23 protein-coding genes are annotated in these 24,779 nt (G+C 69.3%); 6 read left to right on the top strand and 17 right to left on the bottom strand.

What is annotated here, in order from left to right; all coding sequences use genetic code 11:
- Positions 1-4: 4 nt before the first annotated feature.
- The gene (locus PV766_RS01145) at positions 5-859 is read right to left on the bottom strand and encodes an aminodeoxychorismate lyase (RefSeq protein WP_016932856.1); all 855 of its coding nucleotides are present in this window, start codon (positions 857-859) and stop codon (positions 5-7) included.
- 56 nt (positions 860-915) lie between these two features.
- On the opposite strand from PV766_RS01145, the gene PV766_RS01150 reads away from it, so the two are divergent.
- From PV766_RS01150 to PV766_RS01165, 4 genes are all read left to right on the top strand, one after another.
- Positions 916-2,046, top strand: a complete 1,131-nt coding sequence (locus PV766_RS01150; RefSeq protein WP_421096260.1) for a YgfZ/GcvT domain-containing protein — start codon at positions 916-918, stop codon at positions 2,044-2,046.
- 17 nt (positions 2,047-2,063) lie between these two features.
- On the top strand, positions 2,064-2,756 hold the full coding sequence (locus PV766_RS01155) for an MOSC domain-containing protein (protein ID WP_165369260.1): 693 nt from the start codon (positions 2,064-2,066) through the stop codon (positions 2,754-2,756).
- Positions 2,753-3,733, top strand: a complete 981-nt coding sequence (locus tag PV766_RS01160) for an asparaginase (protein WP_255162222.1) — start codon at positions 2,753-2,755, stop codon at positions 3,731-3,733. The genes PV766_RS01155 and PV766_RS01160 overlap by 4 nt, the downstream gene beginning before the upstream one ends.
- Positions 3,734-3,927: 194 nt before the next feature.
- On the top strand, positions 3,928-4,119 hold the full coding sequence (locus tag PV766_RS01165) for a DUF3073 domain-containing protein (RefSeq protein ID WP_006551813.1): 192 nt from the start codon (positions 3,928-3,930) through the stop codon (positions 4,117-4,119).
- 224 nt (positions 4,120-4,343) lie between these two features.
- On the opposite strand, the gene purM is transcribed toward PV766_RS01165, so the two are convergent.
- The 11 genes from purM to purS all read right to left on the bottom strand — a co-directional run bounded on the left by purM (position 4,344) and on the right by purS (position 16,035).
- Entirely contained in the window at positions 4,344-5,417 is a 1,074-nt protein-coding gene (purM, locus tag PV766_RS01170) for a phosphoribosylformylglycinamidine cyclo-ligase (RefSeq protein ID WP_016932860.1), read from the bottom strand.
- 136 nt (positions 5,418-5,553) lie between these two features.
- Complete coding sequence (purF, locus tag PV766_RS01175; RefSeq protein WP_016932861.1) at positions 5,554-7,134, bottom strand: amidophosphoribosyltransferase; 1,581 nt, start codon at positions 7,132-7,134, stop codon at positions 5,554-5,556.
- Positions 7,135-7,232: 98 nt separating this feature from the next.
- Positions 7,233-7,619 carry a sterol carrier family protein gene (locus PV766_RS01180; RefSeq protein WP_255162220.1) on the bottom strand — a complete coding sequence of 129 codons (387 nt, stop codon included), beginning with the start codon at positions 7,617-7,619 and terminating at the stop codon, positions 7,233-7,235.
- Positions 7,620-7,630: 11 nt separating this feature from the next.
- Positions 7,631-8,299 (bottom strand): CPBP family intramembrane glutamic endopeptidase, encoded by a 669-nt coding sequence (locus PV766_RS01185; protein WP_129977180.1) that lies wholly within the window; start codon positions 8,297-8,299, stop codon positions 7,631-7,633.
- On the bottom strand, positions 8,296-10,071 hold the full coding sequence (locus PV766_RS01190; protein ID WP_255162219.1) for an alpha/beta hydrolase: 1,776 nt from the start codon (positions 10,069-10,071) through the stop codon (positions 8,296-8,298). The genes PV766_RS01185 and PV766_RS01190 overlap by 4 nt, the downstream gene beginning before the upstream one ends.
- A 2-nt stretch (positions 10,072-10,073) precedes the next feature.
- The gene (gene purL / locus PV766_RS01195) at positions 10,074-12,353 is read right to left on the bottom strand and encodes a phosphoribosylformylglycinamidine synthase subunit PurL (protein WP_129977182.1); all 2,280 of its coding nucleotides are present in this window, start codon (positions 12,351-12,353) and stop codon (positions 10,074-10,076) included.
- A 67-nt stretch (positions 12,354-12,420) separates the two neighbouring features.
- Complete coding sequence (locus tag PV766_RS01200) at positions 12,421-13,011, bottom strand: Uma2 family endonuclease (protein WP_255162218.1); 591 nt, start codon at positions 13,009-13,011, stop codon at positions 12,421-12,423.
- Between the two features lie 80 nt (positions 13,012-13,091).
- On the bottom strand, positions 13,092-14,387 hold the full coding sequence (locus tag PV766_RS01205; RefSeq protein ID WP_064064560.1) for a M18 family aminopeptidase: 1,296 nt from the start codon (positions 14,385-14,387) through the stop codon (positions 13,092-13,094).
- 27 nt (positions 14,388-14,414) lie between these two features.
- Positions 14,415-14,765 (bottom strand): VOC family protein, encoded by a 351-nt coding sequence (locus PV766_RS01210; protein ID WP_255162216.1) that lies wholly within the window; start codon positions 14,763-14,765, stop codon positions 14,415-14,417.
- Between the two features lie 350 nt (positions 14,766-15,115).
- A complete protein-coding gene (gene purQ, locus PV766_RS01215; RefSeq protein ID WP_064064562.1) occupies positions 15,116-15,793 on the bottom strand; it encodes a phosphoribosylformylglycinamidine synthase subunit PurQ in 678 nt (225 codons plus the stop codon).
- Positions 15,790-16,035 (bottom strand): phosphoribosylformylglycinamidine synthase subunit PurS, encoded by a 246-nt coding sequence (gene purS, locus PV766_RS01220; RefSeq protein WP_006551824.1) that lies wholly within the window; start codon positions 16,033-16,035, stop codon positions 15,790-15,792. Before purS ends, purQ begins: the two co-directional genes overlap by 4 nt.
- 250 nt (positions 16,036-16,285) lie before the next feature.
- Here purS and PV766_RS01225 point away from each other — a divergent pair, with 250 nt between their 5' ends.
- The gene (locus PV766_RS01225; protein ID WP_016933641.1) at positions 16,286-16,930 is read left to right on the top strand and encodes an MBL fold metallo-hydrolase; all 645 of its coding nucleotides are present in this window, start codon (positions 16,286-16,288) and stop codon (positions 16,928-16,930) included.
- 25 nt (positions 16,931-16,955) lie between these two features.
- Here the strand turns inward: PV766_RS01225 and PV766_RS01230 are convergent, their stop codons facing one another.
- Both PV766_RS01230 and PV766_RS01235 read right to left on the bottom strand, forming a co-directional pair.
- On the bottom strand, positions 16,956-18,599 hold the full coding sequence (locus PV766_RS01230) for an FAD-binding dehydrogenase (RefSeq protein ID WP_064064563.1): 1,644 nt from the start codon (positions 18,597-18,599) through the stop codon (positions 16,956-16,958).
- A 58-nt stretch (positions 18,600-18,657) separates the two neighbouring features.
- Positions 18,658-19,362, bottom strand: a complete 705-nt coding sequence (locus PV766_RS01235; RefSeq protein WP_255162215.1) for a DUF2334 domain-containing protein — start codon at positions 19,360-19,362, stop codon at positions 18,658-18,660.
- A 140-nt stretch (positions 19,363-19,502) separates the two neighbouring features.
- Between PV766_RS01235 and PV766_RS01240 the strand changes: the two genes are divergently transcribed.
- Positions 19,503-21,629 carry an FAD-dependent oxidoreductase gene (locus PV766_RS01240; RefSeq protein ID WP_255162214.1) on the top strand — a complete coding sequence of 709 codons (2,127 nt, stop codon included), beginning with the start codon at positions 19,503-19,505 and terminating at the stop codon, positions 21,627-21,629.
- 52 nt (positions 21,630-21,681) lie between these two features.
- Here PV766_RS01240 and bluB read toward each other — a convergent pair whose 3' ends face one another.
- The 3 genes from bluB to PV766_RS01255 all read right to left on the bottom strand — a co-directional run bounded on the left by bluB (position 21,682) and on the right by PV766_RS01255 (position 24,664).
- On the bottom strand, positions 21,682-22,341 hold the full coding sequence (gene bluB / locus PV766_RS01245) for a 5,6-dimethylbenzimidazole synthase (RefSeq protein ID WP_129977186.1): 660 nt from the start codon (positions 22,339-22,341) through the stop codon (positions 21,682-21,684).
- 5 nt (positions 22,342-22,346) lie between these two features.
- Positions 22,347-22,841, bottom strand: coding sequence for a glutathione peroxidase (locus PV766_RS01250; protein WP_016933636.1), 495 nt, complete (start codon positions 22,839-22,841; stop codon positions 22,347-22,349).
- A 458-nt stretch (positions 22,842-23,299) separates the two neighbouring features.
- The gene (locus PV766_RS01255) at positions 23,300-24,664 is read right to left on the bottom strand and encodes a cation:dicarboxylate symporter family transporter (RefSeq protein WP_129977187.1); all 1,365 of its coding nucleotides are present in this window, start codon (positions 24,662-24,664) and stop codon (positions 23,300-23,302) included.
- Positions 24,665-24,779: the final 115 nt, after the last annotated feature.

The following is a 24,779-nucleotide window of genomic DNA, read 5'->3' on the forward strand; positions in this document are numbered from 1 at the left end:
TCGTTCACTTGGCGGCGTCGACCGCCTTGCTCACGAGACCCTCGATCTCGCCCTCCTGCACACGTGACACCAGCGCGTGCCCGTTGAGAGTGTGCACACGCACCGCGAGAGCCACGCTCGAGATCAGCCAGACCCCGTCGGCGACGACGAGATCCGCCGGGCGCAACGGCTCGTACCGGACCGCGAAATCCTGTTCACCGGCCAGATCGAACAGCGCCTGCTGCGTGGTACCGGGGAGGATCCCCTGCTCCGGCGGCGGTGTGACCAGCGTCCGTCCGCGCGCGACGAGCACGGTCGAACGCGGACCTTCGAGCACAGAACCCTCGGCGCTGACGAAGATCACGTCGTCCGCCCCGACCGCCTCGGCGTGGCGCAGCGCCGCCATGTTCGTCGCGTACGACAACGTCTTGGCGCCGAGAAGTTGCCACGGCGCCTTCTGCGCGAGGTCTGTCGAGTAACCCCGCTCCAGGGTCACCACCGACACACCGTCGCGCCGGACCGTGGCGACACGTTCGGCCACCGGCGTCACGAGCAGGAAGGCCGTCGGGGTGTCGCCGCCCTCGCGACCACGCGTGTAGACCAGCCGCAGGACACCCTCCCGCTCCGCGCCCCACTGTTCGAGGGCCACATCGACGGCCAGCCGCCAGTCGTCGCGATCGGGCTCGGGCAGCTGCACGGAGGCCGCGGACGCCACGAGGCGGGCAAGGTGCAGTTCGAGCGCACACGCCCGACCGCCTCGCACGAGCAACGTCTCGAACACCCCGTCGCCACGAAGAACACCGAAATCGTCGGCGTGCAGAAGGGGTGCGTCCGCATCCCTCACCTCGCCGTCCAGCGTCACCAGCACCCGCTCAGCCATGGGGCTCAGCCTAGCCACTGGCAGACCTGCCGGCCGGTTCCCCATAGACTGGTGTCGTGACCGAGTCTCCGATCGTGTCCGAAAGCGCCCTTCTCGCACTTCCCGGCGCAGTCGCCTCGCCCTCCGGTGGGCCCGATGCCGGACTTCCCTGGCATTACGGCGACCCGCTCGGCGAACAGCGTGCCGCGTCCACTGCAGCCGCGGTGGTCGATCGTTCCACCCGCTTCGTCATCGCCGTCCCCGGCGATGAACGCCTGAGCTGGCTGCACACCATCACCAGCCAGCACATCGCCTCGCTCCCCGCGGGTTCCTCCGCCGAGAACCTCATCCTCGACGCGAACGGCCGCGTCGAACACCATTTCGTGCAGACCGACCTCGACGGCGTGACGTGGATCGACACCGAAGCCGATCGCGGACCCGATCTGCTCGCCTTCCTGAAGAAGATGGTGTTCTGGGCGAAGGCCGAACCCCGCGACGGCAACGAACTCGCGATGCTGAGCCTGCTCGGGCCGGAGTCCGGAAGCCCGGCCGTGCTGTCCGCGCTGGGCATCGACTCGTTGCCGACCGAGCCCTACGCGGCCGTCGCTCTGCCCTCCGGCGGGTTCGTGCGCCGGATGCCGTGGCCCACCGAGCACTCCTTCGACCTTCTGGTGCCGCGTGAGTCGCTCACCGCGACCTTCACCGCGCTGCGAGACGCAGGCGCACGCCCCGCCGGCAGCTGGGCCTTCGACGCTCTGCGCGTCGAAGCGGTCCGTCCCCGCATCGGTGTCGACACCGACGAACGCACCATCCCGCACGAGGCCCGCTGGATCGGTGGCCCCGACCAGTACGGCGCCGTCCACCTCGACAAGGGGTGCTACCGCGGCCAGGAGACCGTCGCGCGCGTCCACAATCTCGGTAAGCCCCCGCGACACCTCGTCCTGATCCATCTCGACGGCTCGGCCGACGGACGACCGGAGACGGGCGACGACATCACGGCGGGAGGCCGCACGGTCGGGCGGATCGGCACGATCGTCGACCACCACGAACTCGGGCCGATCGCGCTCGCGCTCGTCAAGCGCACCATCACGCCCGACACGGCGCTCGTCGCGGGGCCGTGCGCGGCATCCATCGACCCCGACTCCATCCCGCCCGACGACGGCATCCAGGCAGGAAGGGCGGCGGTCGAGCGATTGCGCGGCCGGTGACCGCCGATACAGCCGGCATGCGGCCGGCCACCTCGGGGACCGTCGCAGCGGCCTGCATCGTGCACACGCTGCACGAGACCGGACTGCGACGCAATCCCGTCACCGCGATCGACAAGCGTCCCGTGGACGGTCCGGTGCACGTCGGCGAACTCGGACTGGCCGGCGACCGCCAGTGCGACACCGCCAACCACGGCGGTCGTTTCAAAGCCGTCTACGCCTTCTCGCAGGCCGAGTCGCGGCGCTGGGGCACCGAACTCGACCGCGAACTGCCCATCGGCTGGTTCGGCGAGAATCTGCACGTCGCCGGGTTCTCCCCCACCGACGCCGTCATCGGTGAGCGGTGGCGTGTCGGTGAGGGCGGTCTGCTCCTCGAGGTGACCGGGCCGCGCACGCCCTGCCGCACCTTCGCGATCCGTTCGCACGAGGGCGACTGGGCCACGCGGTTCACCGCCCGGGGCGACTGCGGCGCGTACCTGAAGGTGATCGTCGAGGGACCGGTGGGTGCGGGCGATCGGATCGTCGTCGAGCACGTCCCCTCCCACGGAGCGACGGTGCGCGATCTGTTCACCGGGCGGGGCCACGAGCGGGTCGCCGCGATGCTCGAGCAGCAGTCCGGTCTCGCTCCGAGCGTCGTCGCCAAGGCCCGGCGCCTCGCGGGACGACCACAGAAGGGTTCCGTGGGTCGGTCACGGAAGGGAGAGGCCCGTTGAGCGTCGAACTGGTCGAGGTGGTGCGTTCGGGTTTCCGGGAATGCGTCCACCGCGGGTCGCTGATCGTCCTGGACCCGGACGGCGAAGTGCTCGTCTCGGTGGGCGAGGTACACACGCCGATCTATCCGCGGTCGTCGAACAAACCCCTGCAGGCGGTCGCGCTGCTGCGCGCCGGCTTCGTTCCCCGCGACTCGGCGGAACTCGCGATCGCCACGGCCTCGCACGAAGGTGAGGCCGACCACGTGGAGGCCGTCGACCGGCTCCTGACCGGCGCGGGCTTCACCGAGAACGATCTCCGCTGCCCGACGGACCTGCCCGGCAACGAACTCGCCCGCGCCGAGGTGCTCGCCGCCGGAGGCACACCGCGGTCGATCTACATGAACTGCTCGGGCAAGCACGCGGCCATGCTCGCGGCGTGCACGGCGAACGGCTGGGACACCGACGGCTACACCGACAGCGGTCACCCGCTGCAGCAGTGGGTGACCGAGACGATCCTCGAGCTGACCGGCGACATCGAGGACACCGACCTCGGGATCGACGGCTGCGGACTGCCGATCGTGCCCGTCCCGCTGTTCAATCTGGCCCGCGCCTACTCGCGGCTGGCGACGGCGGAGGCCGGCACACCCGAACGCGCCGTGGCCGACGCGGTGCGCGAGCATCCGTTCCTCATCTCCGGCACCGGTAAGGACGACCTGAAGCTCATGCGTGCGGTGCGCGGCCTGCTGTGCAAGGCGGGCGCCGACGGAATCCACGCCGGTGCACTGCCGGACGGCACATCCTTCGCTTTCAAGATCGACGACGGGCACGAGCGGGCACGCCTCCCGCTCACCGCGGCCCTGCTCCACCGCCTCGGTTCGGGAACCGCCGCGGGCTCCGCGACCTTCGACTCCGAACGGCTGGCCTTGCTCTCGTCCGCGCCGGTGTTCGGCGGCGGCGTGCGAGTCGGCACCGTCCGGGCCGTCCCGGGGGTGTTCTGAAGGGCATCTTTATCACATTTCACCAGCATTCATGCAGGTCGGGTCGTTATGAGGCGTAACGGACACCGGCCCAGCCGGGTGTGTGGAGGCGCAACCGAACTTTCCACGCTAAAGTGGGCGTCAGGAAAATACTCAACACACCGGGGCCGCCACTTTTCCCCAGGCCGCCCCGTCAAAGCGCGAGGGGGTTGGCCATGGGCCGCGGCCGGGCTAAGGCAAAGCAGACCAAGGTTGCACGGCAACTCAAGTACAGCTCGCCGTCCACCGACTTCGAGAGCCTCCAGCGAGAGCTGTCTGGCGGAGCAACCAACTCGCAGCGGGACGAAGTCTTCGCCGAGCAACGTTCCGGATGGGACGACGACTACGACGACGACTGGCGTCGCTGACCTGAATCACTCTCCGACGGAGGGGGAGGCCGATCTTTCGGCTCCCCCTCCGTCGGTGTGGTCGGCATTCGACGCGAGGCCGGGCGGCGCTCGTTTCCGTCCTCGGCCTTCGAGTCTGTGACTTCCGAGTTCACGACACGGCAGTAACCGAAAGGCCGGTCTCCCAGTTTTCCTGGGGGAACCGGCCTTTCGTCGTGTTCGCGTGGGGGCGACGCGTGCGCCTGTCAGAAGCGCGGATGATCTCCGAGCAGCACCGCGCGCTCGTCGGCGCCGTCCTGCGCCTTGCGGACCGTGCCCAGCGTCCAGCAGTCGATGTGCCGGGCGGTGAGCACCGCCAGAGCGCGATCGACATCCTCGGGGGCCACGATGGCCACCATGCCGACGCCCATGTTGAAGGTCTTCTCCATCTCGGCCCGCTCGACCCGTCCGCGCTGCGCGATGAGGCCGAAGACCGGAGCGGGGCTCCAGGTGGTGCGGTCGAGTTCGGCCACGAGCCCCTTGGGCATCACACGCGCGAGGTTCGCGGCGAGACCGCCACCGGTGACGTGGCAGAAGGTGCGCACCTCGGTCTCGGCGGCGAGCGCGAGGCAGTCCTTGGCGTAGATGCGGGTGGGCTCGAGCAGTTCCTCACCGAGGGTGCGACCGAACTCGTCGACGTGCGCCGTCAGGCTCATCTTGCCGATGTCGAGCAGGACCTTGCGGGCGAGCGAGTAACCGTTCGAATGCAGACCCGAAGCGCCCATCGCGATCACGACGTCGCCGGGGCGCACACGGTCGGGTCCGAGGAGCTTCTCGGCCTCGACGACACCCACGCCGGTCGCGGACAGGTCGTAGTCGTCGGCGGCCATCACGCCCGGGTGCTCGGCGGTCTCGCCACCGAGCAGCGCGCATCCGGCCTGGACGCATCCCTCGGCGATACCCGCGACGATCTCCGCGACGCGCTCGGGCACGACGCGACCGACCGCGATGTAGTCCTGCAGGAAGAGCGGCTCGGCACCGCAGACCACGAGGTCGTCGACGACCATCGCGACGAGGTCGAGACCGACCGTGTCGTGCTTGTCGAGTGCCTGCGCCACCGCAAGCTTGGTGCCGACGCCGTCGGTGGACGCCGCGAGCAGCGGCTCCTTGTATCCGCCCTTGAGGGCGAACAGACCGGCGAACCCACCCAGGCCGCCCATGACCTCCGGGCGGGTGGCCTTCTTCGCGTGCGGGGCGAACAGTTCGACGGCTCGGTCACCGGCCTCGATGTCCACGCCCGCCGCGGCGTAGGAAGCTCCGGGGGTTGCGTCCTCGGTCATGAGTTGTCGGCTCCAGCCTCGAGTTGTGTCTTGTCGTGAAAAATCTGGCTACGCGCGGGCCGGGTACCTGCGTCCGGGCATGCGAAACGCACGCCGAACCGGGCCGACCGCGGCACTTACGGTACCCGACCAGCTTCTACGGCCGACTGAGAACGTCCGCGTTGTCGTTGTCCAACACGGTCGGAGTGACCGAATCGGTGTCGACGACGCCGAAGGCGTCCTTGCCCGCCCGGTGTTCGGTGGGAAGCGCGATCGGGTAGTGACCGTCGAAACATGCAGCGCACAAACGGGATGCGGGCTGCTCGGTGGCGCCGATCATGCCGTCGATCGAGATGTAGCCGAGCGAATCGGACCCGATCGACCGGCGCACCATCTCGACCATCTCGTCGTAGTCGTGCCCCTCCTCGACGCTGTCGCGGGTGCCTGCGCCGTTGGCGATCAGCTCGGCCGGCGACGCGAAGTCGATGCCGTAGAAACACGGCCACTTGACGGGCGGCGACGCGATGCGCACGTGGATCTCGAGGGCACCGGCCTCGCGCAGCATCCGGATCAGGGCGCGCTGCGTGTTGCCGCGCACGATCGAGTCGTCGACCACGACGAGCCGCTTACCGCGGATCACTTCGCGCAGCGGGTTGAGCTTGAGCCGGATACCGAGCTGCCGGATGGTCTGGCTGGGCTGGATGAAGGTGCGTCCCACGTAGGCGTTCTTCATCAGGCCCTGCCCGTACGGGAGTCCCGAACCCTGCGCGTACCCGACGGCGGCCGGGGTGCCCGACTCGGGCACCGGGATGACCAGATCGGCGTCGATCGGATGTTCCTTCGCGAGCCGGCGTCCGATCTCCACGCGGGTCGCGTGCACGGAGCGACCGGCGATGGTCGAGTCGGGGCGCGCGAGGTAGACGTACTCGAAGACACAGCCCTTGGGCTCGGGGTTGGCGAAGCGCGACGAGCGCACACCGTTCGCGTCGATCGCGAGCAGCTCGCCGGGTTCGATGTCGCGGACGAAGGACGCGCCGACGATGTCGAGAGCGGCGGTCTCGCTGGCGACGACCCAGCCGCGGTCGAGCCGTCCGAGGCACAGCGGGCGGATGCCCCACGGGTCGCGGGCCGCGTAGAGGGTGTGCTCGTCCATGAAGGTCAGGCAGAACGCGCCGCGCAGCTGCGGGAGCAGCTCCATCGCGGCCTCTTCGATCGTGCTGTTCTTCGCGCCGTGCGCGAGCAGCGCACCGACGGTGTCGGAGTCCGAATTCGCCGCGCCGGGCCGCGTGGGATCGAGCACACCGAGGCGGCGTCCGCGTTCGGCGAGTTCGGCGGTGTTGACGAGGTTGCCGTTGTGGCCGAGCGCGACGCCCGAGCCGGAGGCGGTGGTGCGGAAGATCGGCTGCGCGTTCTCCCAGGTCGTGGACCCGGTGGTGGAGTAGCGGCAGTGACCGATGGCGATGTGCCCGGTCATCGCGGCGAGCGTCTGCTCGTCGAAGACCTGGCTGACGAGTCCGAGGTCCTTGAACACGAGCACCTGCGAACCGTCGGCCACGGCGATGCCCGCGGCTTCCTGTCCGCGGTGCTGCAGCGCATAGAGACCGTAATAAGTGAGCTTGGACACGTCCTCGCCGGGAGCCCACACTCCGAACACTCCGCACTCTTCGCGGGGTTCGTTCTCGGGTTCGGTGGAGGCGAGAAGATTACGTGTGTGGACCGACAGATCGGCACTGGTCACGGACGTGCTCCCTGAGGCTGGACAAGCGGGGCTCCCCCCATTCTACGGCCCGCGGGAGGTGCTTCTTCCCACACACCCGGTGTGCACCCCGCCGGACGTCAGAGTCGGGCGATCGGGAGCAGCCGGCCGATCTCCGCGGCGCGCCCACCCGATGCCTCCACCGCCCCCGAGGTCACGGCCGCGTCGAAATCGATGCTGCCGACCACCAGGCGCAGCCACGTGCGCGGATCGGTCTCCACGACGTTCGGCGGGGTTCCCCGCGTGTGGCGGGGGCCTTCGATGCACTGGACGGCCACGAACGGCGGCACCCGCACCTCCACGCTCGATCCGGGCGCGAGTTGCTCGAGGGTGCGGGCACTGAGCCGCACCGCGGCGGCGAGGTCGGGGCGCGGCGGCTTCTCGTCGCGCTCCCCCGTCACCCACGGACCGACCCGCTCGAGGGCGGTGCGCAGCTCGGCGGGGTCGACGGGTCTCCGTGGTGCCATATCGCCGCAGCCTAACGACCCGCGTCGCGCTCGGAGGCCTCCGGACGGGTCGCGACACCCACCGCGACGGCGCCGCCGGCATTGATCGCCAGGTGCAGGAGCATCGGGGCGAGGACGCTGCCCGTCCGTCGTCGTAGTTCGTCGAACACGATGCCGCTCAGGGCGGTGAGCACGACGGTTCCGGGAACGGAGTCCCCGGCGTGACGGGCGGGCACGACGTGCCAGAGCCCGAAGGCGACGGCCGTGAGCACCCGGTCCCGGCGTCGCGACGCCCGGCGCGCCAGCGCGTACAGCACCGAACGGAACATCAGCTCCTCGGCCAGGACCGTTCCGAAGGGAATGTGCACGAACACCCACTCGGTGTGGTCGGCGCGACGCGCTCCCGCCGCCATCCGTCGTCGCACGGGCGGAACGGCGAGCATCACGGCGTAGGCCGCGACCGGCACCACCGCCGATGCCGTCCCCCACAGCACTCCCCTGCCCGTACGGCGCCAGCCGAGCTCGGCTGCGGAGACACCGGCCGCGCGGGTCGCCGCGGCGAGCGCGAGTCCGAACCCGGCGTTCGCTGCGGCTCTCCCCCGGGGACCGAGATCCACCGCCGGAAGGACGAGGTTGTTCCACGCGACCAGCACGGCGGCGCATCCCGCAGCGAGGAATCCCCCAGCGGGCCGCGCGCTCACTTCTCGGGCCCGTCGTGGTCGGCGAACGCCTCGAGGGCGATGCGTACCCGTTCGGTGTCGTTCTCGGTCCAGCCCTCGGGTCGGGTGACTGCGATCCATCCCTCGAGCACCGCCGACCCGTAGTTGTGGCCGTGCCCGTCGGGCACGCCGGCCGCGTTGGTGAGATCGGCGGAGACCTGCCAGAAGGTGACGAACGGGAACCACCGCATCTGCGGCAGCCGGTCGGGTCCGGGCGGCTCCGACAGCCAGTCGGGGCGGGAGAACAACAGGTCGGGCGACCACCAGACGACAGGATCGGAGGCGTGCTGGATGTAGAGCACGCGCGGCGACAACCACGGTGTGTCCGGCTCGTGGATCGCCTCCCGGCTGTCGGCGAAACGCACGACGAGACCGTCCGCGTACACCGGCTGCACCTCGGTCGTCCCGGGATCGCGGCGCTCGACGAGCTGCCGCCACAGGCGGTTGGAGTTGGGCGGGCCCACCCACAGCACCCCGTCCATCCGGGCACGGATCTCGGCGAGACTGTCGAAGGCACCCTCCCCGGACTGCGTCCCGAGACTCTCGCCGTAGAGGAACAGGTCGGGACGATCGTCCTCCGGCAGCTGCGACCAGCGTTCGTACACCCGGTCGACCAGCATCTCGCCTGCGGCAGCCGCCTTCTCGCGGTCGGCGAGGAACGAGATCCAGCTCGGGAGGTACGAATACTGCCAGGCCACCATGGCCAGGTCGCCGTTGTGGACGAGTTCCATCGCGCGGGCCGCCGTGGGGTTGACCCAGCCGGTGCCGGTGGTGGGGATCAGGACGAGCGTCGACCGCTCGAAGGCGCCGGTCCGCTCGAGTTCGCCGAGGACGAGATCGATGCGCTCTTCCGGCGTGGGGGCGGTGTCGAGGCCGACGTACACCCGGATCGGTTCCAGGGCGGGACGGCCGTTGACCGCGCTCAGTTCCTCGGCATCCAGGCCTCGCGCGACGAAGTTGCGGCCTTCGAATCCGAGGGTCTCCCAGGGCGCGAGGGATTCGGGGCTGCCGGACTTGGCGGGCTCGACCGGCTGGACGGCGCCGGGACGGGTGGTGTCGTCCTGCAGACCGAAAGCCTGGTTGACGACGGCGTAGGCGCCGCGGATGAGTACGCCGTCGATGAGCATGAAGGTGGCGAGCACCACGACGAGCACGCCCAGTGTGCGAGCGAGGCCGAGCGGCATCCCCGTGCGACGGCTCAGCTGGGCGGATATCCAGCGCCCGATGTCGCGTAGCCCCCGCCACAGGGCGATGAGGGCAGCGGCGACGGCCAGGCTCAACAGGATGGTGCGCAGATAACCGCTCGTGGTGCTGCCCTCTGCCCCCATCAACGCGGCGAGCTGGCGTTGCTCACCGGCGGACAGGACGAGCGCGACGAGTGACGCGAGGACGGCGGCGACCGGAACCGCGACCTTGATCGCGCGCAGCACCGGGAGCGGTGGCGGCCACCACCGCCGCCCGGAGAGCACGAACCGCGCCACGGCCCAGCCGACGACGCACCCGACGCCGTAACCGATCGCGGCGTTGATGCCGCCGATGAGGCCCTGGAAGAGCCAGTCGCGCGGAAGCAGCGAGGGTGTCAGCGACCAGCAGAAGAACAGTGCGGCGAACGCGATACCGGTGAAATCCAGGCCCAGCCACCCCCACACCCGAGCGGTGAGGGGGTGGCGATCACCGAAGTCGGTGACCGCGGCGATGATCCGGCCCTGCCGGGCCTCGAACGCCGCCAGCCGATCGACCCGGGTGGCCGGCACGGCTATCCGAACAGAGCAGGCAGGGTCCCTTCCCACACCTCGCGCAGCTCGGTCATGGGGATCGAGAACAGGCCCTGGACCTCGACGGAGTCGGATCCCTCGTCGACGACACCGATGCGCACCCACGGCATGTTGCGCGCGGTGCACATGCCCGTGAAGCGAGACTCCTCGGTACGCGGCACGGCCACGAGCACACGACCGGCCGACTCGGAGAACAGCGTCACGAACGGATCGGCACCCTCCGGAAGCAGCACGCGGCAGCCGGTCTCGCCCGCCAGCGCGGCCTCGACGACGGCCTGCGCGAGGCCACCCTCGGACAGATCGTGCGCGGCCGAGATCAGGCCGTCGCGCGAACCGGCGGTGAGGATCTCCGACAACAGCCGCTCACGATCGAGGTCGACCTGCGGCGGAACGCCACCGAGGTGGTCGTGCTCGACCTGCGCCCAGATCGATCCGTCGAACTCGTCGCGGGTCTCACCGAGCAGGATCAACGTCTCGCCCGGTTCGAGGCCGATGCCGGTGGGGATGCGACGGTGCACATCGTCGATCACGCCGAGCACCGCGACGACCGGCGTCGGCAGGATCGCGGTGGCGCCGGTCTGGTTGTAGAAGCTGACGTTGCCGCCGGTGACGGGAATGCCGAGCTTCGCGCAGCCGTCGGCGAGGCCGCGCACGGCCTGCTGGAACTGCCACATCACGCCCGGATCCTCGGGCGAACCGAAGTTCAGGCAGTTCGAGACGGCCTTCGGCGTCGCGCCGGTGACGGCGACGTTGCGGTAGGCCTCGGCGAGGGCGAGCTGGGCGCCCGCGTACGGATCGAGCTGGGTGTAGCGGCCCGAGGCGTCGGTGGCGAGGGCGATGCCGCGTCCGGTCTCCTCGTCGATGCGGACCACACCGCTGTCGGCGTTCTCGGCGAGCACGGTGTTGCCGCGCACGTAACGGTCGTACTGCTCGGTGATCCACTTGCGGCTGCACAGCGCCGGCGACGCCAGCATCTTCAGCAGCGTCTCGCGCAGTTCGTCGGCGGTCTCGGGCCGCTTCAGGCCGGCCGTGGTGTTCGCGACCAGCGCGTCCTGCCAGGACGGGCGTTCGATAGGACGCTCGTAGACCGGGCCCTCGTGGGCGACCGTGCGCGGCGGCACGTCGACGACGGTCTCGCCGTGCCAGTCGATGACGAGACGCTCGCCGTCGGTGACCTCACCGATGACGGTCGCCAGGACGTCCCACTTCTTGCAGACGGCCATGAAGGCGTCGACGTTGTCGGGCGTGACGACCGCGCACATGCGTTCCTGCGACTCCGAGGACAGCACCTCGGCCGGGGTCATGCCCTTCGCGCGCGTCGGGACACGCTCGAGGTTGATGTGCATACCGCCGTCGCCGGCGGCGGCGAGCTCGGAGGTCGCGCAGGACAGTCCGGCACCGCCGAGATCCTGGATGCCGACGACGAGCTTCTCGCGGTAGAGGTCGAGGCAGCACTCGATGAGCACCTTCTCGGTGAAGGGATCGCCCACCTGCACGCTCGGCAGCTTCTTGGGTCGGCCGCCGTCGCTGTCGTCGAACGTCTCGGATGCGAGGACGGAGACACCGCCGATGCCGTCGAGACCGGTGCGAGCACCGAACAGGATGACCTTGTTGCCGGTACCCGAGGCGTGGGCCAGGTGCAGGTCCTCCACGCGCATCGCTCCGGCGCACAGCGCGTTGACGAGCGGGTTGCCCTGATAGGAGGCGTCGAAGACGGTCTCGCCACCGACGTTGGGCAGGCCGAGCGAGTTGCCGTAGCCACCGACACCGCGTACGACACCGTCGACGACGCGACGGGTGTCGGGGTGATCGGCGGCACCGAAGCGCAGCTGGTCCATCACGGCGATCGGGCGGGCACCCATGGCCATGATGTCGCGGACGATGCCGCCCACGCCGGTCGCGGCGCCCTGATACGGCTCGATGTACGAGGGGTGGTTGTGCGACTCGACCTTGAAGGTGACGGCCCAGCCGTCGCCGATGTCGACGACACCGGCGTTCTCACCGATACCGGCGAGCATCGACTCGCGCATCTCGTCGGTGGTGGTCTCGCCGAAGTAGCGCAGGTGCACCTTCGACGACTTGTACGAGCAGTGCTCGGACCACATCACCGAGTACATGGCGAGCTCGGCGTCGGTGGGGCGCCGGCCCAGGATCTCCTTGATCCGGGTGTACTCGTCTTCCTTCAGACCCAGCTCCCGATAGGGCTGAGCGGCGTCGGGGGTTTCGGCGGCGTGGGAGACGGTATCCACGTGCGGTGACACTGGGCGTCGGGTCCCTTCACTCTGGGATCGAAAACGGCAGGCCGGGCGGGAACTGCCGCGGACCAGTCTATCGGTGTGCAGGGGCGACGGGGTTCACCGGTGCGGGCACGAGCTCCGAGGGTGTGACGGTCACCTCGGTGCCCAGCGCATCGAGGGTGACGGTGCCCGAGTGTTCGCCGTCGAATCGGTACCACCCGTCGACGAGGGTGAAGGTGGCGAGCACGGGCGGCCCGCCGAGATCGACGATCCAGTACTGCGGGACTCCGGCCTCCGCATATTCGGAGAACTTCGTGACCCGGTCGGTGCGGGCCGTGCCGTCGACGGTGACCTCCACGACCAGCTTCACCTCGGCGATCGGGGCCCGATCGGGGTCGGCGTCGACGAGGGACCGTCCCACGACGATCACATCGGGGCACCGCACCGTCAGCGGGTTCTCCGCGACCAGCACCTCGACGCCTCCGATCGCAGACCATTCGTCGGGCAGCTTCTCGTCGAGGAGCAAGGCCAGGGTCACCGCGGCGTGATCGTGTGCTGTTCCCGGCCGGGGCGCAGCGATCAGCACGCCTTCGCACACCTCGACGTGGTGCCCGTCGGATTCGGGCAGGGCCGACCACTCGTCGAGGGACAGCAACTGATCGGGATAGGACGGGACGTTCATTGCATTCCCCCGTTCTCGCCGATCGGACACGACCGTCTTCAGTGTGTCACCGGTGGGCGTGGCGGGGTGGGCGAACGCGGTCACGACGCGGGGGTCAGGAAAGCGGTCAGGGCCTGCGCGTAGCTCGTCACGTCGTCCGCGCCCATGAACTCGCGCGCCGAGTGCATGGCGAGTTGCGGGGCGCCGACGTCGACGGTCGTGATGCCGGTCCGCGACGCGGTGATGGGGCCGATCGTGGAACCGCACGGCAGGTCGGCGCGGTGCACGTACCGCTGCAGCGGAACCCCGGCCTGCTCACAGGCCAGCGCGAAGGCGCCGGCGCCGGTCGCGTCGCTCGCGTAGCGCAGGTTCTGGTTCACCTTCAGGACCGGTCCGCCGTTCACCGCGATCCGGTGGGCGGGTTCGTGTCGCTCGGGATAGTTGGGGTGCGTGGCGTGCGCCATGTCGCCCGACGCGACGATCGAGCCGGCGCGGGCACGCAGGAACTCCTCGCGGCCGCCGCCCCGGAGCAGGACGATCCGCTCGAGGACGGTGTTGAGCAGTTCCGAGAAGGCGCCGCGGTCGGACATGCTGCCGACCTCCTCGTGGTCGAACAGAGCGAGGAGCGGCATCGGGCCGCCGTGCGCGGCGACGTGGTCTGCGGCGTCGAGCAGCGCGTGCAGTCCGGCATAGCAGGTGCCCTGGTTGTCGAGGCGCGGTGCGCTGACCAGATCGCGGCCCGGTCCGACGACCGCGCTCGGAGCGAGGTCGTGGGTCATCAGCTCCCAGCCCAGCACCGCGCCCGGGTCGATACCGTGCTGCTCGGCGACCCACGCGATGAACGAGCGCGGTTCGGTGCCGACTCCCCAGACGCCGTCGACGTGACGCTGCGGGTCGAGGTGCACGCCCTTGCGGTCCTCGGACAGGTGGATGGCGAGCTGCGGAACCCGCAGGACCGGCGCGTCGACGCGGACGAGAACGTCCTCGGTGGTCTCACCCGAGCGCACGGTGAAGCGGCCGGAGATCCCGAGGTCGCGGTCGAGCCACGAGTTGAGCCACGCACCGCCGTACGGTTCGAGACCCACGAGCCGCCAGCCCGCCGACGTGAGGTCGGGATGCTGCTTGACGCGCAGATTGGGGCTGTCGGTGTGCCCGCCGACGATGCGGAAGGGCGCGGCCGGATCGTCGGCGACACCCTCGGTGCTCCACGCGAGCAGCGACCCGCCCCGCACCAGGAAGAAGCGTCCCGGTTCGGAGGGCCAGGCCTGCTGCTCGTGCAGTTCGACGAATCCCGCTTCGCTCAGCGCCGCGGCGACGGTGGCGCAGACGTGGAAGGGCGACGGCGACAGGTCGACGAAATTACAGAGACCCCGAGCATCGGCACGCGTGGAAGACATGACTGCATCTTCGCATCACGGACAGGCTCAGTGCCCTCCGGCGACACAGAACAGGTTGCCCTCCGGGTCGGCGAGCGTCACCCATCGGAAGTCGTCGCCCATGTCCTCTCGGTGGACCTCCTTCGCGCCGGCCTGCACGAAGCGATCGACCTCGGCGTCGAGGTCGGGGGCCGTGAGATCGAGGTGCACGCGGTTCTTCCCCGGTGTCGGATCGGACACCTTCTGGAAACCCAGCCTGATGCCTTGCGGCAGGGCGACGATGAAGAACCAGCCGTCGTTCTCCTCCTCGATACGCCCGTCCGTGCGCTCGGCCCACCATCTCGCGAGCGGACCCGGATCGGACGTGTCGAAGGTGATCATTGCGATGGTCGCTGTCATGACGCGACGGTACCGCCGGGGACCGACAGGTGATATCCGTCGAGGAACGGGCCGATTTGGGTAGTCCTACTCAGGACATACCGACCTGGCTCGGGCAAACTGATCCGCGATGTCGCGCATGGGGGATGACGACGACATCGCGCCCGGGACTTGATCGGGGGGTCGAGCTCCGGGGTTGTAGGGACGAGGGATTCCGCAGCCGATCGGGACGGTCGCGGGGTCCCTCGTTCCGTCTCTCCGGTTCCGGGACTTCAGGTTCGGAGGATCACGCGAAACCCCTGGAACGAGCGAAGTCCCCACCGGACCCGGGGGGGTCGATGGGGACTTCGCCGGAAGCTCCGGTCAGGCGATCACGCGTTGACGACCGCGTCCAGCACGCTGTAGAACATGCCGAGTCCGTCGTCGCTGGGGCCGGTGAGCGCCTCGGTGGCGTGCTCGGGGTGCGGCATGAGACCGACGACCCGGCCGTTCGCCGACGAGATGCCGGCGATGCCGCGCTGCGAACCGTTCGGGTTGTCGCCCGCGAAGCGGAACACCACGCGACCTTCACCCTCGAGCTCGTCGAGCACCTTCTCCGGCGCCTGGTAGCGGCCTTCACCCGACTTGAGCGGGATGAGGATCTCGGCGCCGGCCTCGTAGCGCGAGGTCCACGCGGTGGTGTTCGACTCGACCTTCAGCCACTCGTCGCGGCAGACGAAGTGCAGACCGGCGTTGCGGGTGAGCGCGCCCGGCAGCAGACCCGCCTCGCACAGCACCTGGAAGCCGTTGCAGATGCCGAGGACGGGCATGCCCTTCTGCGCGGCCTCGACGACCTTGCCCATCACCGGCGCGAACCGTGCGATGGCACCGCAGCGCAGGTAGTCGCCGTAGGAGAAACCGCCGGGCACGATCACCGCGTCGACACCCTTGAGATCGGCGTCCCCGTGCCACAGGCTCACGGCCTCACCACCGGCGAGATTCACCGCACGGGAGGCGTCGACGTCGTCGAGCGTTCCCGGGAAGGTGATGACTCCGATGCGTGCGCTCATGCGTCACCGTCGATCCGCCGGATGGCCCAGTCCTCGATCACCGTGTTGGCGAGCAACGACTCGGCGATCTTCTCGAGCTCCTCGTCGCCGACGCTGCCGTCGACCTCGAGCTCGAAACGCTTGCCCTGACGGACGTCGGTCACGCCCGCGAAGCCCAGCCGCGACAGCGCCCCGGTGATGGCCTGACCCTGGGGGTCGAGAATCTCGGCTTTGGGCATGACTTCGACGACGACACGCGCCACGTGCTGCTCCTCGGTAGTAGTGCTGGCGCCCGGGGACGGACACCGGACATCCAGCAGTTTACCGGCCGCGGCCACCGGGACGGGCATCGGCCGAGGTCCCGCTCGTGCGAGACCTGTCACGCCCGTTCAACGCCGCTCGGCAGCAACGAGTTCGCGCACGCGGGGCGGCGGAAGGCGGGAGGAGGCTGCCGAAGCGGAGTTCCTGTCCGTAGCCGGTCGTCGGGCTCCGTCCGGCGGCATACTCGACGACATGCACCTGACCCATTTCGGCCACTCCTGCATCCTCGTCGAACACCTCGGCGCGAAGCTCCTCTTCGACCCCGGAAATTTCTCCCACGGGTTCGAGGGCATCACCGGCCTCGACGCGATCCTCGTGACCCACCAGCATCCCGACCATGCCGATACCGGCCGGCTGCCCGCGCTCCTCGAGGCCAATCCCGGTGCGCAGCTGTTCTCCGACCCTCAGTCCGCGAGCCTGCTCGAGGGCGACTGGACCGCGGTGCGTCCCGGCGATTCGTTCTCCGTCGGATCGCTCACCGTGCGCGGCACCGGCGGACGGCACGCGGTGATCCACCCCGACCTGCCCGTCATCGACAACACGGCCTTCCTCGTCGGCGACGAGGAGAATCCGTCGCGGCTGCTGCACCCCGGCGACTCGCTGTACATCCCGCACGAGCGCGTGGACGTGCTGGCCCTGCCGTCGACCGCGCCGTGGCTCAAGATCTGGGAGGCGATCGACTACCTGCGCGCCGTGAATCCGCGGGTCGCGGTGCCGATCCACCAGGGCATCGTCAACGACAGCGGTCGCGGCGTCTTCTACGGCCGGTACAGCGAGATGGCGCCGGAGGGCACCGAGTTCCGCGTGCTGCCGCACGAGGACGGAGTCGAGGTCTGACGCTGCTCTGTTCCGACGAGGAGGTTCAGCGGGCGGCGGCGCGACCCGCCGCCCGCCCCGAGAAGATGCATCCGCCGAGGAAGGTGCCTTCGAGCGACCGGTAGCCGTGCACGCCGCCACCACCGAATCCGGCGACCTCACCGGCGGCGAAGAGCCCCTCGAAGACCGATCCGTCCGACCGCAGGACGCGCGACGACAGGTCGGTCTCGAGCCCGCCGAGCGTCTTGCGGGTGAGCAGGTGCAGCCTGACGGCGATGAGCGGCCCGGCCTTCGGGTCGAGGATCCGATGCGGTGCGGCGATGCGGACGACGCGGTCGGGTGCGTAGGCCCGTGCCGCGCGCACCGCCGCGACCTGCAGATCCTTCGTGTACTTGTTGTCCATCTCGCGGTCGCGGGCCTCGACCACCGAACGCACCTGCTCGTAGTCGAGCGGCGCCTCGGGGGTGAGTTCGTTCATGCCCGCGACGAGATCGGCGAGCGTGTCGCGGACGACGAAGTCGACGCCGTGCTGCTTGAAGGCCTCGACCGGTCCGGGTGCGCCCGCCTTGACGCGCTGCAGCAGCAGCCGGATGCTGCGTCCGGTGAGGTCGGGGTTCTGCTCGGAGCCGGAGAGCCCGAATTCCTTCTCGATGATCTTCTGGTCGAGCACGAACCAGGTGTGGTCGTGGCCGGTGCTCACGATGTGCTCGAGGGTGCCGAGCGTGTCGAAGCCCGGGAACAACGGCACCGGTAGCCGCTTGCCCGTGGCGTCGAGCCACAGCGAGGAGGGACCGGGGAGGATGCGGATGCCGTGACCGGGCCACACCGGGTCGTAGTTGGTGATGCCCTCGGTGTAGTGCCACATGCGGTCGCGGTTGACGATGTTGCCGCCGGCCTTCTCGGTGATCTCGAGCATCCGGCCGTCGACGTGCGCGGGCACGCCGCTGAGCATGTGCTTCGGCGGCTGCCCCATGCGCTTCGGCCAGTTCTTCTTCACGAGGTCGTAGTTCCCGCCGATGCCACCGGAGGTGACGATCACGGCTCCGGCGGAGAACTCGAAGTCTCCGACGACGGTGCGGGAGGACGCCACGCCGCGCGGCGCGTCGGTGGGCTCGAGGATCGCCCCGCGCACGCCGGTGGCAGCTCCGCCCGTGACGACGAGTTCGTCGACCCGGTGCCGGTGCTTCAGCGTCACGAGTCCGCGTTCGACGCCTTCGCGGAGCTTGCGCTCGAAGATCTCGACGAGACCCGGACCGGTGCCCCAGGTGATGTGGAACCGCGGGACCGAGTTGCCGTGCCCCGCAGCGTCGTACCCGCCGCGTTCGGCCCAGTTGACCATCGGGAAGATCTTCAGGCCGCGCTGCTTCAGCCAGGCGTGCTTCTCCCCGGCCGCGAATTCGACGTAGGCCTGGGCCCACCGCCGCGGCCACCGGTCCTCGACCTCGCGGTCGAAGCCGGCCGTGCCCATCCAGTCCTGCAGGGCGAGCTCGTAGGAATCCTTGATCCCGAGCCGCCGCTGTTCGGGACTGTCGACGAAGAACAGACCACCGAACGACCAGAAGGCCTGTCCGCCCACATTGTTCGAGTTCTCCTGATCGACCAGGAGAACCGTACGGCCGGCGTCGACGAGTTCGCCCACCGCTACGAGTCCCGCGAGTCCCGCCCCCACCACGATCACGTCAGCGTCCATGGCCGCAAACACTACCGAGCGAATGCGGCGACCGGGAGGCCCCGCGAGGCGGCCGGGATCACGCCGCGGTGATCCCCGTGGGACGCCGCGGCCGGCTGTAGACGGCCGGTTCCGCACCGTGACGCAGTGCGATGTCCACGGCGGCGAGGATCGCGTGCCGGGGTCCGGGCTCGGCGAGCCGAGGAGCCGCGATCGCCAACCGGAGCAACTCACCCCGCCGTGCCACCCGCGACGCGCCGATCACCATTGCCCGGCACCACCACGGCTCCGACTTCGCACCGTCGCCGATGCCGTACACCCGCGACTTCGTCACGGTGCCTGCCGCGAGATCACGGATCCCCGCGATGTCCGCCATCACCCGGAATCCGACCTGCGGAAGTGCGGCCACCGCTCCGGGCGACGCGAGCCAGCGCGGAGGCGCGAACAGCCGCGTGCGGAGTCCCGTCTCCTCGAGCACGCGGTCGGCCGCGAGCAGGCGCAAGCGCGCCTCGTGTTCGGGCAGTGCGGCGAACTCGGCGCGACGACGCTTCGTCGCCGCCTGGTCGTATCCGTGCAGCACGATCGCGTCACCACCCTCACGCCGCTCGAGAAGCCACTCCTGCGTCGCCGGATCGCGGACGAGACGGTAGTGGTCCTTCAGGCGTGGTGCGACGAGCAGCGACAACGGCACGCCACGCGCGTCCATCTCCCGGGCGAATCCGTCCACGACATCGCGTGTGACGTCCCGGATCCCCGAGACCGACACGATCATCCGTCCGTTCATGACGCAGAGCCTGCTCCATGCAGGTGAACAGACACCCGGCCTTCCGGGGAAGTCCCGGTGAAAACCCGGTCGTACCGGCTCCCATCCCGCTGATCGGGACTGTGTCGACGGACACAATCGACCGGACATAACGTCCGGGCGTGGCAGTCCCGAATCAGACCTATACCCGCCTCCTCTCGCCCGGCACCATCGGACCCATCACCCTCGACAACCGGGTGGTGATGCCCGCCATGGACATGAACCTCTGCGAGGACGGTGAGATCGAGCAGGGCGACATCGATCATTTCGTCGCCCGCGCGGCCGGGGGTACCGGCCTGATCGTCACCGGCTGCTGCGCGGTCGCCTATCCGGCCGGGTGCGCCAGCACCAAGGAACCCGGCCTGTCCGAGGACCGTTTCATCCCCGGTCTCCGCGCTCTGGCCGATGCGGTTCACGAGGCCGGCAGCAAACTGTGCGTGCAGATGGTGCACCACGGCAAGGTCGCGCGCATCGACACCCTGCAGGACCGGCCGCAGCTCGTGCCGAGCATCCCGAAGCCACCGAGCGACATGAGCGCCATGGCCGATTGCACTCCTGAGGAGCTGCAGCGCATGGCCACCATCCAGGGCGGCAAGCAGGCCCGCTACAACGAGGCCACGGAGAGCGACATCGAGTGGTTGATCCGGATGTTCGCCGAGGCCGCGGGCCGGGTCGCGGCCGCCGGAGCGGACGCCGTGGAGATCCACGCCGCGCACAACTACGTCCTCGGTGCCTTCCTCAGCCGCTACACGAACCAGCGCACCGACGAGTACGGCGGGTCGCTGGAGAACCGGGCCCGGCTGACCTGCGAGGTGATCCGCGCGGTCAAGGCAGCGGTCGGCGATCGTCTCGCCGTCATCGTGCGCCTCGCAGGGCAGGAATACGGGGAGACGGACGGTCTCACCGTCGAGGAATCCGCCGCTGCCGCCGCATTGTTCGAACAGGCCGGGGCCGACGCCATCCACATCACGGGCACCGCACTGAACGCGTTCGCGAACTTCACCGATGGTCCGCTGCCGGACAAGGTCGGCTACTACACCCACAACGCGGCGGTCGTCAAACGTGCGGTGTCCGTTCCGGTCATCACCGTTGGCCGCATGCTGCCGGAGGTCGGCGAGCAGATGATCGCCGAGGGCGTCACCGATTTCGTCGCGATGGGCCGTCAGCTGCTGGCCGATCCCGCTGTCGTCGCCAAGCTGAAGCAGGGACGCAGCGAGCAGATCCGCCCGTGCATCAACTGCTATGTGTGCGTGCAGGAGAACTTCTGGGACGCCACGCCGATCTGCGCGGTCAATCCGGCGCTCGGCAACGAGACGCTCGTGCCGTTCGTCCGCAGCGCGACGCCGAAGCACGTCGTCGTGGTGGGTGCCGGGCCCGGCGGCCTCGAGACGGCGCGCGTCGCCACCGAGCGAGGACACCGCGTCACCGTCCTCGACAAGACCGACCGGCTCGGCGGGACCCTGTGGTTCTCGACCCTCACCACCCCCGACAACGAACGGCTGCTGAAATGGCTGACGGCCGAGGTCGCCCGCCTCGGCATCGACGTGCGGCTCGGCACCGAGGCCACCGCCTCATCGATCCGTGCCCTGAATCCGGACGTGGTGGTCGTCGCGACGGGCGCCGTGCGGGAGCGTCCCACCGTGCCGGGCGGGGACCTGCCGCACGTGCACACAGGCGACAGCATGCGCGCGCTCATGACGGGCGCGGGCGACGTCTCCGGCCAGTCGCCCCTGCTGCGGGTGATGGGCCGATTGGGCAAGCTCGCGGGTATCACCACGAGCCCCCGGAGGATCCGTGATCTGAGCCGGCGGTTCCTGCGTTTCCTGCCGATGGCGAAGGACGTCGTCGTGATCGGCGGGTCGCTCGTCGGCCTCGAACTGGCCGAGTTCATGGCCGAACGCGGCAGCCGGGTGACCCTGCTCGCCGAGGGGCAGCAGCTCGGGGTGCCGATGGCGATGCCGCGCCGGTGGACCGCCGTCAAGCACGCGCGTGAGGTGGGTCTCGAGGTGCACCGCAACGCGACTGTCGAGCGCATCACGCGGGAGACGGTGGAGTTCACCGTCGGCGGCGAGACGAAGTCGGTACGTGCCCGGATGGTCGTCGTCGCGTCCGGGGTGTCGGCGGCGGCACCGCTCGCCGAGGAGCTGGCCGGCTCGGGCGTCGACGTCCGGGTCGTCGGGGACGCCGGTCGGGTCGACTACATCGAGGGCGCCGTCCACAGTGCGTGGAAGGTCGCGACCGAGCTGTGAGAGCGGGTGACGGCCGGCTCGTGCACCCACGAGCCGGCCGTCGCCCGTCGGGTCAGGATTTCTGGTTATCCGGTCCCACGAACCTGTCGCGGTGCACCGCCTCTTCGAGCGGGCGACCCTTGCGCCAGCCGAACCGTTCGAGGTCGGGCACCTCCTGGAGCCGGGTGACCGGCCCGACGCACAGCCACGCGATGGGACGCGCGGGCGCGCTCACTCCGACGAAGTCGGCGAGGAATTCCTCCTCGTAGAACGACACCCAGCCCACGCCGAGGCCCTCGGCGGTCGCGGCGAGCCACAGATTCTGGATCGCCAGGACGGCCGAGAAGAGACCGGACTCGTCGACGGTGTGCCGGCCGAGGATGTGCTTGCCGCCGCGTTCGGGGTCGTAGGTCACGACGATGCCGGTGCGGGACTCGGTGATGCCTTCGATCTTGATGGGGTCGAAGGTGCTCTTCCGGTCCTCGGGAAGCGAGTCGGCGAACGCCTGCCGGCAACCGGCGACGTGCCCGGCGAACTCCTTCAGACGCTGTTCGTCCTGGACGACGACGAAGTCCCAGGGCTGGGTGTTGCCGACGCTGGGTGCATGGTGCGCCGCGGCCAGGACACGCCAGAGCACGTCCTCGGCGATCTGCTCACCGGCGAACTCTGCGCGCACGTCGCGGCGCATGCGGATGATGTCGTAGAGCGCCTCACGCGCTTCGGTCCCGAGCACGTCGATCAGGCCGGAAGGATCTCTTCGAGGGCGTCGAGGATCTCCGGCGCATCGGGTTCCGTGCGGGGACGGAAGCGCCCGGCGACCGTGCCGTCGGGGGCGATGAGGAACTTCTCGAAGTTCCACTGGATGTCGCCGGCTTCCCCGGAGGCGTCCGCGTGCTTCGTGAGCTCGGCATAGAGCGGATGGCGGTTCTCGCCGTTGACCTCGATCTTCTCGAGCAACGGGAAGGTCACCCCGTAGGTCGTGGAGCAGAACTCCTGGATCTCCTCCGGCGTGCCGGGTTCCTGCCCCATGAACTGGTTGCACGGCACTCCCACCACGAACAGTCCGCGGTCGCGGTACTCCTGCGCGAGCTTCTCGAGCGCCGTGTACTGCGGGGTCAGCCCGCATTTGGACGCGACGTTGACGACGAGAACCGCGTGGCCCTCGTATGCACCGAGACTTGTGGGTTCACCCGAGAGGGTGTCGATCGGGATGTCCTGGAGAGGCGTGGTCATGGTTCCAAACTAGCTTGTGCTCCATCACTCTCCCCAACAGCAGCGCTACGTCTTCTCCCGGGAAGTCTCCGGGCCCGCCGGACCCGCTTCCGGAACTGCTCGTCCCTCCCCCTCGCCGGGAACGGGAGCACCCGACGGGAACCCCTCTGCGATGTAGGACTCGTAGACCGGCCGCCATGCGGTCTCCGAATCGGTCGTCTGCAACGGCGGTGCGCCCGCCGGCACCGCGTCGAACTCGCCGAGGCAGACCGTCCGGCCGCGGCGACCATCGCGGTCTCCCGGTCGCCGAGCACGTTGACGAATCGAGCTCGGTTCTTCACAGCGACCCCCGAAGTTGTGCGGCTGGAGAGCGAGGCGTGCTTCCTCCCGGAAGTATGCTCCCGGATCCGCTTCGGAAACGGCTGTCCGCCACGAAAATTTCCGTGGCGGACAGCCGTTGTCGTAGCGGACGGACCGGGTCAGACGGAGACCTTCTCCAGGCTCGCCGGTTCGCGCTCGGGAGCGGGCTCGTGATCGTCGACCATCATGCTCTCGTCGAACGGCAACCGTCCGCTGAGCACCTCGTCGACCCGTTCGCGGTCCACCGACTTGGTCCACGTGCCGATGAGCAGGGTCGCGATGGCGTTTCCGGAGAAGTTGGTGACGGCACGCGCCTCGGACATGAACCGGTCGACACCGACGATCAGGCCGACGCCGTCGAGCAGGTCGGGGCGGTGGCTCTGCAGACCGCCGGCCAGCGTCGCCAGACCGGCACCGGTGACCCCGGCCGCACCCTTCGAGGCGACGATCATGAACAGCAGGAGCGAGAGCTGCTCACCCATGTTCAGGGGACTGCCCATCGCGTCGGACACGAACAGGGCGGCCATCGTCAGGTAGATCGCGGTGCCGTCCAGGTTGAACGAGTAACCGGTGGGCACGACCACGCCGACCGTGGTGCGCTGGACACCGAGGTGCTCCATCTTGGCGATCAGGCGCGGCAGCGCGGACTCCGACGACGACGTCGCGAAGATGAGCAGGTACTCGCGGGCGAGGTACTTGACGAGCTTGAACACCGAGACACCGGAGACCGCTCGCAGCAACGATCCGAGAACACCGAAGACGAACACGACGCACGTGAGGTAGAAGGCGATCATCAGCACACCGAGCTGCAGGACCGCGCTCAGACCGGTCTGGCCGACGACGTTGGCGATGGCACCGAACGCACCGATCGGGGCGAGCCACAGGATCATCGTCAGGATGCGGAAGACCAGCTTCTGCAGGTGGCCGATGCCCCGCAGGATCGGTTCACCCGACTTGCCGATGCCCTGGATGGCGAAGCCGACGAGCAGCGCCACGAACAGGGTCTGCAGGACGCTGCCCTCGGTCAGTGCGGACAACAGGGAGGTGGGGATGATCGACGCGATGAAGTCGACGGTGCCGCCGGCGGCATGCGCCTTCTCGGCGAGTTCGGCACCCGATCCGGCGTTGGCCGGATCGAGGGTGAGCCCCGAGCCCGGGTCGAGCAGGTTGCCCACACCCAGGCCGATCGCGAGGGCCACGGTCGACATGCCCACGAAGTAGATCAGCGCGAGTCCACCGATCCGGCCGACGCTCGCCGCTGCCCGGACCGACCCGATGCCGAGCACGATGGTGCAGAAGATCACCGGGCTGATCATCATCTTGATCAGGTCGACGAACATGGTGCCGAGGACACCGAGCGACTTGCCCGTCTCGGGGGCCAGCCATCCGACGGCGATACCGGCGACGACGGCGACGATGACGCCGATGTACAGCCAGTGGGTACGGTCGCGGCGTTTCTCGCCCCGCACGGTTGTGGTGCTCATGGAGTGCCCTTCGATCATGCGCGGGCTCGTCGCGCGATGTTCACGGATAACGGGATGCGGTGACGCACCGGCGAGGACTCGGGAATCGACCGTGGTTCGGTCGGGTACTACGGGA

This window comes from Rhodococcus sp. As11, from assembly GCF_048957735.1.
In the GTDB taxonomy this organism is placed as follows: Bacteria; Actinomycetota; Actinomycetes; order Mycobacteriales; family Mycobacteriaceae; genus Rhodococcus; species Rhodococcus gordoniae.